The sequence below is a fragment of the Candidatus Desulfolinea nitratireducens genome (assembly GCF_982879505.1).
On record NZ_CEYOSI010000059.1, the window covers coordinates 1 to 17,512 of the forward strand.

Genomic DNA, 17,512 nt, shown 5'->3' on the forward strand with positions numbered 1-17,512 from the left:
GCTCATTGAGCAGCAAACGTAAATTATTAATTTTCACTGCTATTTGCATCTTTGGTACCTTTCTTTCTATTATGGGTCGACATAAGTATCCCTCTCAAGTGCTGTTATTTGCCGAGCATTATATCAAAAAAAGGTGCTAAATTTTAACGAGTAATTTTGGCGCGAATATTTCATAAATAGATCTTCCATCTATGGCCAAAACAGCCCCCGTTTCAGGCAGAATAACGGAGGCTGTTCTTTAAGTAATTATGTAAATTTTGAAAATAGTGAAATTATGTCAGGACAATAATCCATCAAAACTGAGTGATCACAACCACTCCTGGTTCGGAAAATTCGCCCATGCTTTCCAGGACCTTGATACCCTCTTCCAGGGAAACCCTTCGGGTGATCATCTTGCCGGGATGTAATTTGCCAGTTGTGATCATATCCAGCATGGGACCAAAGGCGTGGGCCTGCATCCCGTGGCTACCAATCAATTCCAATTCGTTGAACATAACCATCCCCATGGGAATGGGCGTCTCGGCATCATCATCGGCCATCACCCCAATTTGTACATGGCGACCCCGTTTGCGCAGACTCAGGAGGGAGTTCAGGCAGGTTTCATTACTCCCCAATGCATCAATAGAGACCTGAGCGCCGCCTTTGGTAATTTCGCGGATGGCTTCAATCAGATTTGGCCCCTTTCTGGGATTAAGAGTAACTGCTGCCCCAAGTAATTTTGCCAAATTCAGGGCTTCATCCTTGATGTCCACGCCGATTACCTGTGCCCCTATCGCGTTTGCAATCATGATCGCCGAGAGTCCGATCCCTCCACAGCCATGGACCACAACCCATTCTCCGGGAGCCACTCTCCCCTGCGCAACAATCGCCCGAAAGGAGGTAATGAATCGACATCCCAAACTGGCCGCATCTTCAAAATCGAGACTCTCCGGTAACTTGACCAGATTCGTATCGGCGTAGCGAATGCCAACATATTCGGCAAAGGAACCCCAGGCAGTAAAACCCGGTTGGAAATAATTATCGCAGACCTGGTGATTGCCAGAGAGGCATTCTCTGCAGCTTCCACAGCCACAGGCAAAGGGCAGGGTGACGCGATCCCCGATTTGCCATTTGGTGACATTCTTGCCAACAGCCTCAACAATGCCAGCCAGCTCATGACCAGGGACGTGGGGAAGACGAACGTCGCCATCATGCCCCATCCAGCCGTGCCAATCACTGCGACAAATCCCGTTCGCCTGGACGCGGATCACGACCCCATCCTTGTGGGGAGTGGGGTCAGGGAGCTCCTCGATTGTAATTGCTTGCCCAAATTCTTTGTAAAGCGCCGCTTTCATAGTATCTCCTCATAAACCTTTTTCATGGATAAATGATTTCTTTTGTGGAGACTGCTCTGGATTGGCAGTCTGTGGAAATCAATTGGAATCCAGAGGATGAGTTTAGTCGAAAGCCTCCTGGATGTCGATAGTTTCTAGCCTAATGCTTCAAATAAACCTACTACTCACATGTACAATTTGCGCTGTTGAAACTTTTACGCTGGTTGCCGCACCTTTATTCGGGGTGCAGGTGGCTTTCATACCCTGTGGGGCAACTTGAATTGAGGGAGGACTTTCGCGCCGCATTTTGTAGGGCAAGTCCGCACAGAAAATTGGGCAGCGATTGTCGATAGTTTCTCGCCAGTCTTTGAGAGAGATTGGGAGCGTTAACCCTTATAAATGCCCTATGAATACAAAAGGGCGTTTGTTCCGGATCAGGAGCATCCTGATATTCTTTGTTCTCGCTTTGGGATTTAGCGGTCTTACGGCCATTCCCTTGCGGTTTGAATTGAATATTCTCAACTCAATTGCAGGAGAGGGGACAAATATTGAGGCGATAGCCCCGTCATTATCCCATTGGATTTCACTCGTTCAACATGCGATTGAAGATCAATATCAGAATCATGCCTTCCTGGCATATGGATACGATTGGCTGGCATTTGGTCATTTTGTAATTGCAATTGCCTTTATCGGCGCGGTCAAGGACCCAATTCAAAATCGATGGGTGATAGAGTTTGGGATGATAGCCTGTGTGCTGATCATCCCCTATGCCCTCATCCTGGGTCATTTTCGCGGAATTCCAATGCTCTGGCGGATGATCGATATGTTATTTGGCATCCTTGGAATCATCCCACTATACTTTGCGCGAAAGATGACGCTCGAATTGGAATCCGAATTCATATCAGCTGGATGAGATAATAAAACATAATCTTTCAAGCAATCCTATTCGGCTGGTAGCCTCGTCTATCTGGGAAGATAAGGAACACTGGTTACACCTATTTTCTTTGATGAAAATTATTAAATCAAGGTCCCGGTCCCTCCAAGGGAACGGGACCTTTTGGTGCCATAATTAATTTAATTTTTCCGAATAAATTTCTCACTTCTCTTTCTTCTCCCTCTTTTTCTTTTTTGGCGGCATCGGCAATTCAAAGGGCGGCGTCAGATTCATTTTCATCAGGTGAGCGCTCATCTCGTTGACCCAAAGCACCGAGGTGGAGCCAGTGCTGATTCCCAGCCGTTGAAATCGATCCAGGGGCAGGCCAAGATAATGGCAGATGACCAGCTTGATCGGGTCGGCGTGAAAAACGATCGCGACGATATCTCTGGGTTTATGCGCGGCAGCAATCTTCTCCACAGCTGCAACAAGACGTGTCTGGGCGTCCAGAAAGGATTCTCCTTCGGGGAAGGTGAAGCGAGACGGAGCCTGCTGGACAATTCTCCAGACCTTGGAGCGGCTGAGCACCTTCCACGAACGTCCCTGCCATTTGCCGATATCGATATCCATCAGGTCCGGGATCTGGGTGATCTTTAGTTTATGGGAATCCGCCAGGGGTTGGGCTGTTTCGACGGCACGTTCAAGGGGACTGGCATATATCGCTTTTAACGGAAGCGGGCCGAGGGCATTGGCGAGCGCGGCAGCTTGTTCCTTTCCACGTTCATTCAAGTGGACTCCGGGCAAGCGTCCGGCCATTTTATTGGTTTTGACAAAATCATTTTCGCCATGTCTGATCAGCAGCAAAGTGGTCATTTTGGAGCTTCCTTTGTGAGTAATACCTTCTAATTGCAATGCTCTGCGTTGCAATTTTTCGCAATGTTCCAACGCGGAGCATTGGAACCAGCATTATAAAAAACGGGGTAGCACTGAATGCTAACTGGAACTCATCCCGCGCTTGATCGTCTTGATCTTTTCCTCGCTCAGCTCGGGCGCCATTTGATATTCTTCAATGCCCAGTGCTTTGCGCTGCGCCTCGCGCCACATCTCGAGTCTATCGACAATTTCCGCTTCGTAACCCTGTTTTGAGGGCGCGTAAAAATAGGTCCCGAGCAGGCGTTTGGGGAGATATTGTTGGGGGGTAAAATGGCCCTCATCGTCGTGGGGATAAAGATAACCTTTGCCATGTCCCAGCGCGTCCGCATCGCGGTTGCCATCCTTGAGATGGTTCGGGACGGATACCTGTCCCTGTTCCTCGAGCCTTTTGAGAGCCTTGAAATATGCGCCGGCGCTATTCGATTTTGGTGCCGTCGCCAGATAAAGGGTTGCTTCCACGATCGAGTAAATTCCTTCGGGCATCCCCACGAACTCAAATGCTTGAACCGCGGCATTGGCGACAACCAACCCCATCGGGTCAGCCAGGCCGATATCCTCTCCCGCCAGGATCAGAAGCCTCCGCAAAATAAAACGCGGGTCCTCACCGGCATAGATCATCTTTGCCAGCCAATAGAGCGCGGCATCCGGGTCTGAGCCGCGCATCGATTTGATAAAGGCCGAAACCGTATCATAATGCGAATCGCCATCCTTATCGTAAAGTACGGCCCGACGCTGGATCGATTCCTGGGCCACATCAAGGGTGATCTGGATGATGCCTTGCTCGTCTGCCTGCGTGGATTCGACAGCCAATTCGAGGGCATTTAGTGCATTGCGCGCATCCCCCGTTGCGATCTCGACGAGGTGCTTGCGGGCGTTATCATGGAAGTTGATCTGGCGAGAACCATATCCCCGTTCAACGTCGGCCAGGGCGCGGTCCAGCAAAACGCCGCATTCCTCCTGGTTCAATCCCCGCAACTGAAAGACACGTGAGCGGGAGACGAGGGCCCCGATCACCTCGAAGAAAGGATTCTCGGTCGTCGCCCCGATCAGACGGATGGCGCCATTTTCAACGTGAGGAAGCAACGCATCCTGCTGGGCTTTGTTCCAGCGATGGACTTCGTCCACAAAGAGGATCGTCGCTTTATTATAAAGTTTACGCCGCTCGAGGGCCTCCTGGACCACTTCGCGCAGACGTGGTTTTCCATCCAAAACAGCGGAGAGGGTCTCGAAATGTGATTCGGTCTGGTTGGCGATGATCTGGGCGAGCGTCGTTTTCCCCGTCCCTGGCGGCCCCCAGAGCAGGATCGAGGAAAAAAGCCTGTCCGCTTCGATGGCTCGCCGGAGCAATTTACCTTCCCCTACGATATGCTCCTGCCCAACATATTCATCCAGGGTGCGAGGACGCATTCGTGCTGCGAGGGGGGCTTCCTTTTTCAGGTTTTCCTGCATTTTATGGTCAAAGAGATCGGTCATAAAGGATATTATAACGGGTAAAAAAATAGAGCTGTAAATGCAGCTCTATCAAAGCAAGCACCTCTATTTCACTATTAAATCTAAATGCAGTCTCTGAGCGGAGCGAAGCGTAGTCGCCTGTACCCGACAGGGTGAAGAGCGATTTTCAGAATATCGTCCTTCGACTACAGGCTCAAAAGCTGTCGCCTTCCGCTCAGGAACTGCATTTGTTCTGGATAACATTGCATTTTCTCAAATAATATTTTTGAATTTGAAGCGATTATCCTGGTAGCCCTATTATTCTAGAAAATGCTGACTTACCCAACAGCCTCAACAGGGGGAGTGGGCGGTGGTGCCGCAGGAGGCGGCTCGATATTCTGATTTGATTTGCCACTGATATGAAGGATCTTTTTGAGCATATCATACCAGAAAGGAGCACCTTGCATGGCGGCTACTGCGCTGAAAAGCAAACCCAGGAACTTCGCTATCCAGCCCCAACCATCATTCATCGCGGGGAGTGCGGTCAGCATTTCGCACTGACCCGCTTTCATGATGCCGGGTTGTACGTTTCTCCCTGGAAGCCAGCCACAGTCTGCGAGTGAATCGGCGGTTTCCGTTGTCCAGCCAACCGGAAGGGCGAGATCCTCGTATTTTTCTTCGAGTGCTGCGACTGAATTAATTTCACCTTCCACATCGGCATTTTGTGCCTGAGCAATTAAGGATTGCCTTAATGTGGGTTCACGCCATAGCTGTTGGGTAATACCGATGGTGTCGATATTAATAATGAGTGCAAGCACAAGGCCGATAAAGAAGGAGATCGTATTGTTCTTTTCCTTAAACCAATACGAGGCCTTGGTCATCGACTCATCAAACCAGCCTTCAGCATTGGCCTTAAATTCAGTTGCCTTCTCTTCGGCTGTTTGAATTTTGGCAAATACCTCTGTCCCATCAAATTTTGGCAGAACACGTTTTATCGTATAGCCGAGATCCGGATTTTCCTGATTGATCTTTTCGATCCTGGACATGATCTTCTGGATCGAAACGTGATCATCCCCAACGTTTTCTTCGTCAATGCCCAGATTTACAAAAATATCGAGGGCGGCTTCTGCAAAAACTTTGCTGGGAATATAGCCTGGTTTTTTTTTCTTGCCAAAAGCACCTTTTACATAAAGCGCTTTAACTGCCGGATGTTTATAAAATTCTTCAACAAAACTCTTCTCATCGCGGAACATATCAAGAATGGATTGTTCTAGAAATTTTGCACGCGTATTAAATAATTTGCCAATGATAGTTTGGACTTCCATCGTGGCAACACTTAATATGAGCCAGGCAAAGACGAGGCCGATAGCAACTTCGAGAATGGCATCCAGATTATTCATGTGATTCTCCTTTTACGTAAGGTACGTGGGTCAAGTATATGAAAAAACAGGGGGTAAGTCAATCAGTTCTATGGTCGGGTTTATCGGATTTTTGATGATATGCGCGATTAACAAGGAAAATACCGGTCAGGGCGATGGCCCCTCCCAAAAGTTGAATGGGCCGGGGGATTTCACCCAACAATGGAATGGCGAGGATCGTGGTCATGATCGGTTGCCCGACCATGGTTGGCGCGACTACCGAAGCAGGGAGATGGCCCATGGCAAACGATATGGAAATATAACCGATGATCTGGGATACCAATGCTGTTGCGCCGAAGACCAGCCAGGTTTCCTTTGAGTAGCCACCAAGAGAATGTCCCAAACCAAGATTGATCAGGGCCAGGCTGACGCTCGCGATTACACCCATCAACCAGACATAAGAGATGGAATCAAAATGCTGACGTCCTCGTTGAGTGGCAAGATAATATCCGCCGTAGAAAACTCCAGCTGCTGCGGCCATCAGATCACCAATCCCGAGACGCGGATGAATAAAAAAATCTGAGCCAACAATCAGGACGGCTCCAGCCATCGCTAGAGCGAGACCAAACCAAAAGTTGCCTGTTAACTTTTCACGAAAAATTAACCAGGCCCCCAAAGAAACCCAGAGAGGGGCTGTATTTCCAAGCAGAGTAGAGTTTGCGGCTGAAGTATAAAAGACAGATGTGCTCCAGAAAGCCAGATCCAGTGCGAGCAGGATTCCACCGAGAAAAGGGAATATTATGGTCTTTTTGTTGAGAGAAGATTTATTATGACTGCTACGGCGAATAAAAAATGGGGTCAGGAAAATAGTGGATAAAAATAGTCTATAGAAACCTGTTACAGGTCCGGGAGCATCGGCCCAGCGAACAAATATTGCAGACATACCCAGAGCCAGGATCCCGATCCCCAAGCCAATATAGGGAAGTGATTTGGATTGCAGCCATGATGTTGCGTCGTGGTTGGTCATATTTATATGAATTTGTTGGTGGATTCCAGGTAGCTTCAGGAAATTTCGCGTAAAAGATTGGGAAGTTCTCCCAGAGTCTGAACTACCGATTTGGGGCGAATGTCGATCAGCGTTTTGGTATCTTTGTTTACGTGGCGATTGATCCATATGCTGTAGATCCCCAATTTATTTGCCCCCTTGATATCTGCATTGAGGGTGTCACCGACCATCGCGCATTGCTCGGAGGAAAGGTTTAGGAAGCTTAGCGCTTCTTCAAACATATGCGGGTGGGGTTTTCGATACCCGGAAGCTGCCGAAGAGCGGATAAAACTAAAGTATTGGCGAAGGTTGTGGGTATCAACAAGAGTTTGAACATCAGGATCGTCTGCTGCATTAGATATTATTGCAAGTTTGTAATCAATATTTTTTAGAGCTTCCAAAGTTGAGATTGTATCAGCCTCGAGCGCCCAATTGGATTGCGTGATGGCGTATTTCGCATCCAGCGTAGAACGCAGGATGTGAGGGGGGATGTCCCGGAATCCCTTTTCGGCGAGCAGGTCCCGGAGCATCTTGAGCGTTGTCGTCTCACGCATCGTCTCTTCGCGATCAGCATAATAATTATTCAGTCGATCAATAAATTCGTAGGGAAAAGTTTTGAGATTGATATCAATATCATGGGAGACGAGAGAATCGGTCAGCGCCTTGGTAGAGCGCGCAAGGACGGATTGCCAGGAGTTTATAGGGTAAAGAAGAGTTTTGCCGAGGTCAAAAAAAACGGCGCGAATAGTTGTCTTCATTTGTTCATTAGGGTAATGAATGCGGCGAGTACGATCAGGGACAGTAAGATCCAAATGGCAAAAGTATTCCCCCATTCTGCAGCATTATATAACAGCGCTGAGGCAATCACGATCAACCCAAAGGCGAGGCTTTGACGGGAAAATTTCTTCTGTAACATAATCTAAGTGTACCGCAACGCGTAAGAAAAGCGAACCAGCTTTATAAAGGATTTAGAAGTAAATTGCAAAAACCGTCAGCAGGCCAATAAATAGAACCAGGCCGCCGCCATAGCCGATCACAGCTCGCATTACTTCTCCCTCTTTTCCTTCCATGCCCGCCGTGCTGGCACCGACGATCAATTTTGCGGGCGCAACAACTGAGGCCAGCGCTGCACCAGATGTTTGCGCAGCCAATATGATTGGGACACTAAAGCCCAATAATTCTGCTGTCCTCATTTGCAACGCGGCAAAGATCACATTTGAATTTGTATTTGAGCCGGTTATAAAGGACCCGATCGCCCCGATCCAGGAGGCGACGAGAGGATATGCAGCACCAACGCTATCAGCCAATCCCTGCGCCAGCGCTTCGGTCATCCCGGATTGCTGCATGACCACCGCCATCGCAACCATTAAGGCAATACTCAGGCTCGATGAGACCATTTTTCGCACCGTGTCATTCAAAATCTTTTTTCCAACACCTTCCGCATAATACCCGGCCCGTTTGTAAATCACAAAGGCCGCTGCAGAGGCGTAAAGCAGGATCGCGCCGGCATGCTTGAAAATATAGATGGGCTTGTTGGTCCCGGCGGGGGAGCGATACCCCAGATCGGTGATCGTTTCAGGAAAGTTAATTTTAATGGAGATCTGACCAAGGGCATCCTTGAGAGGATTTACTGATGGAAAAAGCAGGATTGAAACGGTAACAAATATGAGTACAAGATAGGCTGATAAGGCGATCAGAAGGGGCTTCGCCTCGATTTGCTTTCCGGACTTTGGGCTTGCCTCGCCCCAACGAACGATCGTCACCCCGACGATAAGCCCTGCCAGCCCGCCTGCAAACGCTCCCATATTCCAAAGTCCCAAATTTGCAGCGACGAAATATTGCACGCCTCCCATGACTCCACCAATGATCAACGCTTTGACAAAAAGCCTTTTGACGCCATTCCATCCATCCGCTACGTGAACGACCATCAAGCCGGTAGGCAGAGCTGCCAATCCCAGAAATAAAGCAGATGAGGGCGCGAGAAGCTCGGCCTCAAGACCGGTCGTTGAGATCAGCGCATTAAATGATGAACCCAATGAACCGAAAGTTACTGCCCAGCCATGGCCAATTGTGGGGATAACAACAGCTGCCAAGGGGGTAAAACCCAGCCCAACCAGCAGCGGTGCAGTGACAGCCACAGGGACACCGAATCCGCCCGTACCTTGAAGGAATGATGCGAAGACCCACCCAATCAGGATGGCCTGCATCCCCTTATCGCTGGTTAATTGGCGTAATGCTTCACCAATGGTTTTGATCGCCCCTGCTTCATCAGAGACACGATAGAGTAAATATGCGGCCCAAATGATAAATAGAACATCAAAGGTGAGCAGAATTGCCTTTGTATGCGCATAGGCAAGAACATTGGCATTCGCACCAAAATATGTGATCGCTACCAATAGTGCAGAAATATACCCGGCTGCACCAGCGCGGGCTGCCCCCCAACGGTAACCGACCATCAGGATGAGGATGATAATAATGGGGAGGGTGGCAAGGAGTGGCATAAATATCCAGTCTTTGAGCGGCGACCGAAGGGACGAGGGCAGTCGTAGAGGAGATATTCCAGCTCCCCGTCGTTCACTCTGTCGAGTACAGGCGACTGCAGATCATCTCATTCGCCCTCCGCTTAGGAATTTATTAGTATTCTTTTCGCGTGTAGAGATAAATTAATCCGGCTCCCAGAGCTAATGCAGGGATGAGTATCAATCCGGCCTCGGGGCCAAATGCACCACCGGTCCAGAGCTCAGGGCCATTCACGCTGATATGGGTTAGCCGGTACAGGTCCAGGCCGCTGACGGGGAAGCCAAAGATGACTCCCTCGAAGAAGTTCCAGCCAATATGTAATCCGATCGGAAGCCAAAGTTGCCTGGTGCTGGTATAACCATATGCCAAAAAGAGACCCGCGAGAAAAATGCCTGCTGCGCTGAGCCAGGTTGCATTGGGGTTGCCAAGATGTAATAATCCAAAGATGGCAGAGGAGATCAATATACCCCAGCGGAGGTTTATTCCGTCAGCCAGATTTTGAAGCTGGTAGCCGCGGCTGAGGAGCTCCTCGTTCCATCCGACCAGAGTAAAGGCAAATAAAATGCCGAGCAAGTTCAGGGTCACGGATGAGGCGGATTCTGTCTGCCACGCGAATCCCTCAAAAGTGATCCATCCCAGAGCCCATTCAACAAGGAAAATAAATCCCATCATTAGAAACGTAATCGCGATTCCAGCAAACAGATCGATCCACACCTTTTTATCCAGTTTGAGACCCAGACTGGATAAGCTGCGTTTGTCGAGCCAGCGGCGGGCAATATAGATGGAGAGCGTCAGCACAATCAGATTGCCTAATTGTCCTGCAAGCATGCCACCACCTGTCGGAAAGGGGAGGAAAGACGCTATGAAATTAAGTGCCAGGCCTACTATAAAAACGAGACCGAGATGAACTAAAAGACGCCACCCCGCTCGCAGTCGGGGTTCGTTTGGGGAGATGAATATCCGGATAAAGAATGATCGCGATTTGGTTTCTGTGGTCATTATTTTCTCCTTTGGTTAAATTCTCATTTCCTTGGTTTTAGGAAGGATTTCCTCCATAATTTTACTTTATGGATAGCGTCCCGCAGGTTTGCCCTAAAAGCAAAATTGAACAATGAGAACCTGCGGGACGGTGCTGTTAATTGGCTTTTGGGACAATAAACCAAAAGATCAAATAGGCAGCGATCCCTGGTACACCTCCGGGCAGTGTGGCGATGAAAAAGGCCAGGCGAAACCAAAAGGCATTAATCCCGTAGAATTCGGCCAAACCACCACAAACACCAGCGAAAACACGGTTTCGTCGCGAACGGCGCAGCGGGGGACGTTGTTGTTCAATGGTCATTATTTTCTCCTTGTGCTGTCATTGCGTAAGAGTGGAGCGACTGCGGCAATCTCAAAATTGTCAGGGAAGGAGATTGCTTCGGGGTATCGCCCTCGCAATGACAAAATCAATAAAATATTTCACTTGATATACGTTACTGGGGATCAACAGGTTGTGATTATGCCCGCTTTAAATATAACCCATCAGGGTCGAGTTCATCATAGAGGATGCGCAACTCCTCATCGCTGGGCGGCTCTGTGCTTTTTAGATCTGCTGCGACTTGTAAATCCCAGCCTGTATTTTCAATGGCCGCCTCAGCCGTACGCTCAGGATGGAGCGCTGTGAGGGTCAATTCACCATTTTCGTCTGGCTCCAGTAAACCGAGGTCAGTGATGATCGCTAGCGGACCGCCACCACGTACACCAGTGGCATCACGTTCCGAGCGGCCATTCAGAAAACCCGCGGAGGTGATAAAGTCCACTTTTTCGGGAAAACGACGTTTTTGATGAGGGGTCATGATATAGCAGCGATTGGCCCAGGCCGAGATCAGCTCTGCGCCACCGGATCCGGGTAATCTGACTTTTGGATGCGCGTAGCCATTATTACCAATAACCGTAGCGTTGATATTCCCAAAACGATCAATTTGTGCGCCGCCGAGGAATCCCACATCCACATTGCCGCGTTGGAGATAGTTGGCGAAAATATCATACATTGAGCAGATCGATAATGCTCCACTCACCAGGGTTGGATCACCGATGGAAAGGGGCAGTCGGGCGGGCTCAGCACCAATGACACCAGCCTCATAGATCATCGTCAGGTTGGGGGCGTGGGTGCGCTTGGCGAGATTGCAAGCCAGATTTGGCTGCCCTACGCCCACGAAGACCACGTCGCCATCGCGTAACATGCGGGCAGAGTTGACAATCATCAGTTCTGCAGAAGAAAATGTCGAAGTCATATCGGTTCCTTGTTAAAGGGTGCTTAAGAATTTCTGAATTTCATCTTTTACTGCCTCAGGCTTTTCCATTGGTAAAAGATGGGTGCTTTTTTCAATATTTACAACCTTGGCTGAAGGTAGTTTTTTAGTTACAAGCCGCCCGGTGCTTTCAAAGAAAGTGTCGGATTCTGCGCCGCGAATGATCAGCAGAGGGACTTCCAGATATTGCAGTTTTTTCCAGAGCTCCAAATCCCGCCAGACCCCGGTACTATAAATTTGGACCTCCCATTCCGGGCTGTAGCAGAGCTTGAAGCTTCCATCTTCAAGGGGACAGGTGATTCCATCAATGGTTGCCTCAAGCGCCTCATCGCTGAAATATTTAAATACGGATTTTCTGCGATAGCTTACAGTGAGCGATTGGCGACTTTTGAAAACCCTTCGCCGTCTTCGGGCTGCCGGAATCAGGGGATGGATATAATCGATCAATTTAAGAATCCGGAGAATATTCCACAGGCGAATAAAATATGGTGGAAACAAGACCGGGTCAATCAGGATGAGACTGGAAAAGCGTTGAGGTTCACGCAGGGCAGCCCGCAGCAGGGCGATCCCACCCAGGGAATGCCCAATTCCGTTGACCTGATCCATTTCTTCCGCATTCATAAAATGCAGGAGATCATCTGTGAGGGGATTCCAATCATCGATATCTTGAGGCTTGCTATCTTCCCAAAGAGGACGCTGGTGAATCGCAGAAATCTGATAGTTTTTGAGCAATTTAAATAGCGGACTATAGCAATCGGGCGGATAGCCGTTGGCATGGGCAAAAAGAAGCTGCGAGCCCTCCTTATGTGAGCCCTGATTATATGTGGTGAATGGAATCTTCACTGAAATTTCTTTTACCTAGTATTTTCCATAATTAATTGGGGCGCTTAGTAATTCTTCAACCTCAAGGTTTTTATGCTTTTCTTTACCAAGCTTTTCCCAATACTCTGCGTGGTCCCTGGTCCCGTAGACCCACTCATCCAGCCAGGACTGGACACTTTCCTGGCTTTTGCTGATCTCATCCCAGCCCATATAGAAAGCGTTATCGCGGTCGTAATAACCCTGTGCATAGGATGGATGGCAGGCGTGCGGAACATGGCAGACAGCATCGACAATAAAACCGGGAATCAATGTTCGATTTGGATCAGATCGGATGACAGATTCATCCACGATTTCTTCGGCGGTCACAATCACTTTTTCGGCAGCAAAGGCGGCTTCTTTTTGCTCACCAATAATGCCCCAGAGATGGGAATTTCCGTTGATATCTGCTCGTTGCACGTGGATGATGGCCACATCAGGGTTTAGAGCGGGGACAGCGATCAACTCATTCCCGGAATAAGGATCGACAACACGTTTGATCCTGGAGTTCGCTTTTTCGAGATCAGTGGCGCCAGTGGGCATGATCGGCATAAAGGGCAGTCCCGCTGCACCTGCCTGGAGACAGGAGATCATGCCGAAATGAGAATATTCTTCCCATTCAATTTCGCCGCGCTCAATGGCCCCGCGTACAATCCGCAATGAACCAACACCGGGGTTACCCATATAGGAAAAAGTGATCTTTTTTGCACAACCGGCGGCAACCATTTGGTCATAGATCAAGTCCGGGGTGGCCCGAGCAAGCTCAAGGTCGCGTTTGCCCTGGCGAATGATCTCATGCCCGGCTGCAAAAGGGATCAAATGAGTGAATCCCGCGGCATATAAACTCTCGCCATCTTGCATAAATTTTGAAATTGCTTCAGAAAGGGGTATTAGTTTACTCATAAAATCCTTTATCGTTGTTTCAGGAAATTTAATCTTTCTTCTCTTTGTCACGCATTTTTTTGAACAAAGAGAAACGATTTGTTGGAGGTGGCGGGGCGGCTTTGCGGCGCATAAAAAACCCAATTACCGCGAGAAATATCCCGATAAACAGATAATCGAAGTAGTTTTTTTCAGTAGGGTTGGAAATGGCGAATAGGAGAAAAAAGCCAATACTCATTATGATAAAGAATGTACCTATCCGAGGAATGATATCTTTGTCATCCATGTCTAAATGATAATCCCCTTCCTGTTTGGGGGGAAGGGGATTAAGTTACTCATTCTGATATTACGATTGTTATTTATTTGATCAGGGTCTGGATCTGTTCATGCATGTATAACTGAACGTAATAATGTCCGCCTGCGTTCTTACCGCTTGAGCCAGAGCCTTTCCAGCCACCGAAGGGTTGGAAACCAGGCCAGGCGCCTGTGCTTGCGCCTTGTGGACGGTTTGCGTAGACCACACCTGCCTCGATTTTATCGAAGAACCACTCCACTTCCTCATCGTTGCCGTAAAATCCTGCAGTTAGACCATAATCCACATCATTGGCAATTTCCATGGCCTCATCGAGACTCTTCACTTTGGCGATGGTTGTGATAGGTAGAAAGAGCTCTTCTTTCCAGATCCGATGCGTTAATGGCAGATCGGTGACCAGTGTTGGTTCACAATAAAACCCTTTTGAGAGATCACCCTCAGTCCTGACGTTGCCACCTGTGATGAACTTTGCCCCTGCTTCTGAAATTTCTTCAGTGAAATTCTTGAAATCATGATAGGCTGATTTGTTGATTACCGGGCCGAGGTAAGTCTCCTTTGATGATGGGTCGCCGATGACCAGTTTTTCAGTCAATTCTTTTACGCGGCTTAGCAATTCTTCATAGACTGGCTCCTCCACAATAACCCGTGAGCAGGCAGAGCATTTTTGGCCTTGCAGGCCAAAGGCAGAGCGAACAATTCCGAGCGCGGCACGCTCGAGATCAGCATTGCGCGAGACAATGGCAGGATTTTTGCCGCCCAGCTCCAAAATAGTTGGGCGAACATATTTTCCGCCGCCAAAGTCGCGGTAGATATTCATACCCACATTTAAAGAGCCAGTAAAGGTGACCCCGTCAATATCGGGGCTGTCAACCAGCGCCTGTCCCAGGGTTCGCCCTGGCCCAGTGACAAAGTTGACCACGCCTTTGGGAAACCCTGCATCCACAAAACAATCCACCAGAAGGCGAACGATCCAGGGAGTATCCGAAGAAGGTTTAACGATAACTGTATTTCCAGCAGCCAGGGCCGCGCCCGCAGGCCCGCCAGTGAGTGCAAAGGGGAAATTAAATGGACTGATCACCAGCCAGACACCATAGGGACGTAGCCTGGAGATATTACGGGCTTTGTAACCCACAAGCGGATCTTTGCCCATCTCAACCACAAAACCCTTATTTTCCTCAACCTGATCGCAGGAATATCGGATTAATTCTGCTGTTTCGGCGACATCACCGAGAGCTTCCATCCGGTTTTTTCCGACTTCAAGGGTCATTGCTGCCCCTAAATCAAAAATACGTTTATCGATTAGATCGGCAGCTTTTCTCAGCAGTTTAATGCGCTCCTGCCAGGGTGTGCGAGACCAGGTAGGGAAAGCATCTCGGGCAGCTTCAATCGCTGCCTGTGCGTGAGTCTCATCCCCTTTTTGCATGATCGCCAGTTTCATACCCACATCTATGGGCGAATAATCCTCCATCTTTTCATCTGAAAGAATTATTCTTCCATCAATAAGCATTCCATATTCGCGGCCCAGATTCGCTTTTTGTTTGGCAATTGCTTTATCAAAACCTGTGTGCAATTCTGCGGGTGGATCAAACATGGTTGCATAGGTTAGTTTAAAATCCGTCATAAAAATCTCCTGATTAATTAATCTTTCTGTAATAATTATCTAGTATAGTATTCTGGACTGATGTTATCATATTTAGGCGATAATATCCCACGACTGATATAAGAAGTGTCTTAGAAATGGAGATAATTTGAATCGAAAAATTCCCTTGACCCTGGGCTTGCTGGCCGTCTTTTTTCTATCGGCTTGCACCCCAAGCGCATCCGCACCCCCACCGACGCTTGTACCAGAGCCTGCTCCACCAGTGATTACTCCCACCGCGTTTGTTCCGGCCCCGACTGTAGAAGAGGTTGGAGCTCCTGCTCCGACGGAAATTCCACCAACCGATATTCCGCCAACCGAAACTCCGGTTATTGTGCCTACCTCACGAGGGAATCAATTGGTAGCGACTGATCCTGTAACTGTTAACATCGCCTCAGGGCAGCCGCAATTAATCGAATTCTTTGCCTTTTGGTGAAGCACCTGCCGAACTATGGCGCCCGTCGTGCACGGGCTTGAATCAAAATATTTTGGAAAAGTTGATTTTACATACCTTGATATTGATGATGCTGCAAATGCTGAATATAAAAGGCAATTCAATTTTCGGTACCAGCCGCAGTTCTTCCTGGTTGATGGAAGTGGTGTCATTCATAAAGAATGGATCGGTTATGTTCCAGACTTTGAGCTTGAAGCCGAATTTGCAAAATTGATTAACTAGGATATATCGTAGAACCCAAAAATAATAGAGCCGCCAAACAATTATATAGCGGCTCTATTTATGTTTGCACCTATTCTTCGAAAAGTTACACCAATTTCCCATGCCCCTCGAAAACAGGTTTATTCCCAAATATTCGTTGCGGTGAAAAGATAGAGAGATCAAGTTTGTGTGAATTGCCGAGGATTAACTCTGCCAGATAACGTCCAACGGCATGGCATTGTTGAAATCCATGGCCGGAAAATCCATTGGCGAGAATGAAGCCTTTCAGGGTCGGCCACTCGCCCAGGATAGCATTCCCGTCAAAGGTGTTGACCGCATAAAGCCCAGCCCACGCTCCGGTAATTTTGAGCCTGTCAAATGCAGGCGCGTACCCGACCAATTCCTCCCAGAGAAATTCTGTAAATCTTTCACGATTGGTTGAAAAGTCAAATCCAATCAGATCATCATCCATGGACTTGCTGATCATAAAGCGATTCTCATGCTCCTGAATGAGATATAGGCCGGAAGGGAATACTGTGAGGGGATAGATTTCTTCAGGCTGGGCGGCAATTTCGACAATGAAAACCTGACGCATAATGGGATCAATTGGCAGCTCGATCCCAACAGTTTGAGCCAATCTGGTCGCCCAGGCCCCCGCGCTATTGAGTACATATTTTGCCTTGATTATCTCCCCCGAACTGAGTTTGACGCCTGTTATTTGCCCAGCTGATTGTGTAAATTCAGTAATTTCGGCCTCGATGAAGGTTGCACCGAGATCAATAGCCTTATTTTTGAAACCCATCAGCACGGCATGCGAATCCATGGTGCCATCCAAAGGCCCAAAAGTGCCACCTGCAAAACTCTCTTTATTGTAGAGGGGAAATCGATCAGAGATTTCATCTGGCGTGAGCCACTCCACGTTGCAGCCGAGGCTTTGCTGCATGGCCAGGCCCGCTTGTGCGTTTTTGATATTGTCCTGATCGCTAAGAAAAAGATTCCCCTCCTGCCGAAAGCCGATCCGTACTTTGATTCCGTCCACTGCCATCTCTTCGCTAAAGGTTGTTAATTTATCCAGGCCATATTGGGAAATCTGAATATTTTCCTTTAGATTGAATTGAAGTCTTGTGTTCCCGTCTGAAAGAACTGTGGAGTTCTTTTCATAGGTAGAATCCATCTCTATGATTGCCACTTTGAGGGTAGGATCGGATCGGAGAAGATAAAAAGCTGTGGCACAGCCCATCACACCTCCGCCAGCCATAATTACATCGTATGATTTATCGTTCATCTGTTTTTCCCTTATCTAAATATTCCAGAATTTCAAAATTATATCGTATCTGTGGGTATAATACTGTCCATTCGCTGAAAATATTTTGACATTTCTCAATTATCGGCTAGGCGAG

The 17,512-nt window shown here is 48.3% G+C and carries 18 protein-coding genes; 3 read left to right on the plus strand and 15 right to left on the minus strand.

What is annotated here, in order from left to right; translation table 11 throughout:
• Positions 1-293 precede the first annotated feature (293 nt).
• Positions 294-1,334, minus strand: coding sequence for a zinc-dependent alcohol dehydrogenase family protein (locus tag AC3DOM_RS07110; RefSeq protein ID WP_487918340.1), 1,041 nt, complete (start codon positions 1,332-1,334; stop codon positions 294-296).
• Positions 1,335-1,719: 385 nt separating this feature from the next.
• Here AC3DOM_RS07110 and AC3DOM_RS07115 point away from each other — a divergent pair, with 385 nt between their 5' ends.
• Positions 1,720-2,226 (plus strand): hypothetical protein, encoded by a 507-nt coding sequence (locus AC3DOM_RS07115; protein ID WP_487918341.1) that lies wholly within the window; start codon positions 1,720-1,722, stop codon positions 2,224-2,226.
• A gap of 183 nt (positions 2,227-2,409) precedes the next feature.
• Here AC3DOM_RS07115 and AC3DOM_RS07120 read toward each other — a convergent pair whose 3' ends face one another.
• The 13 genes from AC3DOM_RS07120 to AC3DOM_RS07180 form a co-directional block, all read right to left on the minus strand.
• Positions 2,410-3,060, minus strand: coding sequence for a histidine phosphatase family protein (locus AC3DOM_RS07120; protein WP_487918342.1), 651 nt, complete (start codon positions 3,058-3,060; stop codon positions 2,410-2,412).
• A gap of 120 nt (positions 3,061-3,180) precedes the next feature.
• Positions 3,181-4,593, minus strand: a complete 1,413-nt coding sequence (locus AC3DOM_RS07125; RefSeq protein ID WP_487918343.1) for an AAA family ATPase — start codon at positions 4,591-4,593, stop codon at positions 3,181-3,183.
• A 296-nt stretch (positions 4,594-4,889) separates the two neighbouring features.
• Positions 4,890-5,951 carry a hypothetical protein gene (locus AC3DOM_RS07130; protein ID WP_487918344.1) on the minus strand — a complete coding sequence of 354 codons (1,062 nt, stop codon included), beginning with the start codon at positions 5,949-5,951 and terminating at the stop codon, positions 4,890-4,892.
• Positions 5,952-6,009: 58 nt separating this feature from the next.
• A complete protein-coding gene (locus AC3DOM_RS07135; protein WP_487918345.1) occupies positions 6,010-6,936 on the minus strand; it encodes a DMT family transporter in 927 nt (308 codons plus the stop codon).
• 35 nt (positions 6,937-6,971) lie between these two features.
• The gene (locus AC3DOM_RS07140) at positions 6,972-7,712 is read right to left on the minus strand and encodes an HAD family hydrolase (RefSeq protein ID WP_487918346.1); all 741 of its coding nucleotides are present in this window, start codon (positions 7,710-7,712) and stop codon (positions 6,972-6,974) included.
• The gene (locus AC3DOM_RS07145; protein ID WP_487918347.1) at positions 7,709-7,870 is read right to left on the minus strand and encodes a hypothetical protein; all 162 of its coding nucleotides are present in this window, start codon (positions 7,868-7,870) and stop codon (positions 7,709-7,711) included. Before AC3DOM_RS07145 ends, AC3DOM_RS07140 begins: the two co-directional genes overlap by 4 nt.
• Before the next feature lie 52 nt (positions 7,871-7,922).
• Complete coding sequence (locus tag AC3DOM_RS07150) at positions 7,923-9,455, minus strand: L-lactate permease (protein ID WP_487918348.1); 1,533 nt, start codon at positions 9,453-9,455, stop codon at positions 7,923-7,925.
• A 133-nt stretch (positions 9,456-9,588) separates the two neighbouring features.
• Positions 9,589-10,473 (minus strand): CPBP family intramembrane glutamic endopeptidase, encoded by an 885-nt coding sequence (locus AC3DOM_RS07155; protein WP_487918349.1) that lies wholly within the window; start codon positions 10,471-10,473, stop codon positions 9,589-9,591.
• Between the two features lie 136 nt (positions 10,474-10,609).
• Complete coding sequence (locus tag AC3DOM_RS07160; protein ID WP_487918350.1) at positions 10,610-10,813, minus strand: PspC domain-containing protein; 204 nt, start codon at positions 10,811-10,813, stop codon at positions 10,610-10,612.
• A 157-nt stretch (positions 10,814-10,970) separates the two neighbouring features.
• Positions 10,971-11,747, minus strand: coding sequence for a CoA-transferase subunit beta (locus AC3DOM_RS07165; protein ID WP_487918351.1), 777 nt, complete (start codon positions 11,745-11,747; stop codon positions 10,971-10,973).
• A gap of 12 nt (positions 11,748-11,759) precedes the next feature.
• Complete coding sequence (locus AC3DOM_RS07170; RefSeq protein WP_487918352.1) at positions 11,760-12,608, minus strand: alpha/beta fold hydrolase; 849 nt, start codon at positions 12,606-12,608, stop codon at positions 11,760-11,762.
• A 15-nt stretch (positions 12,609-12,623) separates the two neighbouring features.
• The gene (locus AC3DOM_RS07175; RefSeq protein ID WP_487918353.1) at positions 12,624-13,526 is read right to left on the minus strand and encodes a CoA transferase subunit A; all 903 of its coding nucleotides are present in this window, start codon (positions 13,524-13,526) and stop codon (positions 12,624-12,626) included.
• A 338-nt stretch (positions 13,527-13,864) separates the two neighbouring features.
• Positions 13,865-15,439, minus strand: a complete 1,575-nt coding sequence (locus AC3DOM_RS07180; protein WP_487918354.1) for an aldehyde dehydrogenase family protein — start codon at positions 15,437-15,439, stop codon at positions 13,865-13,867.
• Between the two features lie 127 nt (positions 15,440-15,566).
• On the opposite strand from AC3DOM_RS07180, the gene AC3DOM_RS07185 reads away from it, so the two are divergent.
• Together AC3DOM_RS07185 and AC3DOM_RS07190 are read left to right on the plus strand one after the other, a co-directional pair.
• Positions 15,567-15,893 (plus strand): hypothetical protein, encoded by a 327-nt coding sequence (locus tag AC3DOM_RS07185; protein WP_487918355.1) that lies wholly within the window; start codon positions 15,567-15,569, stop codon positions 15,891-15,893.
• A gap of 15 nt (positions 15,894-15,908) precedes the next feature.
• The gene (locus AC3DOM_RS07190; protein ID WP_487918356.1) at positions 15,909-16,133 is read left to right on the plus strand and encodes a thioredoxin domain-containing protein; all 225 of its coding nucleotides are present in this window, start codon (positions 15,909-15,911) and stop codon (positions 16,131-16,133) included.
• An 85-nt stretch (positions 16,134-16,218) separates the two neighbouring features.
• Here AC3DOM_RS07190 and AC3DOM_RS07195 read toward each other — a convergent pair whose 3' ends face one another.
• A complete protein-coding gene (locus AC3DOM_RS07195) occupies positions 16,219-17,397 on the minus strand; it encodes an NAD(P)/FAD-dependent oxidoreductase (protein WP_487918357.1) in 1,179 nt (392 codons plus the stop codon).
• Positions 17,398-17,512 lie beyond the last annotated feature (115 nt).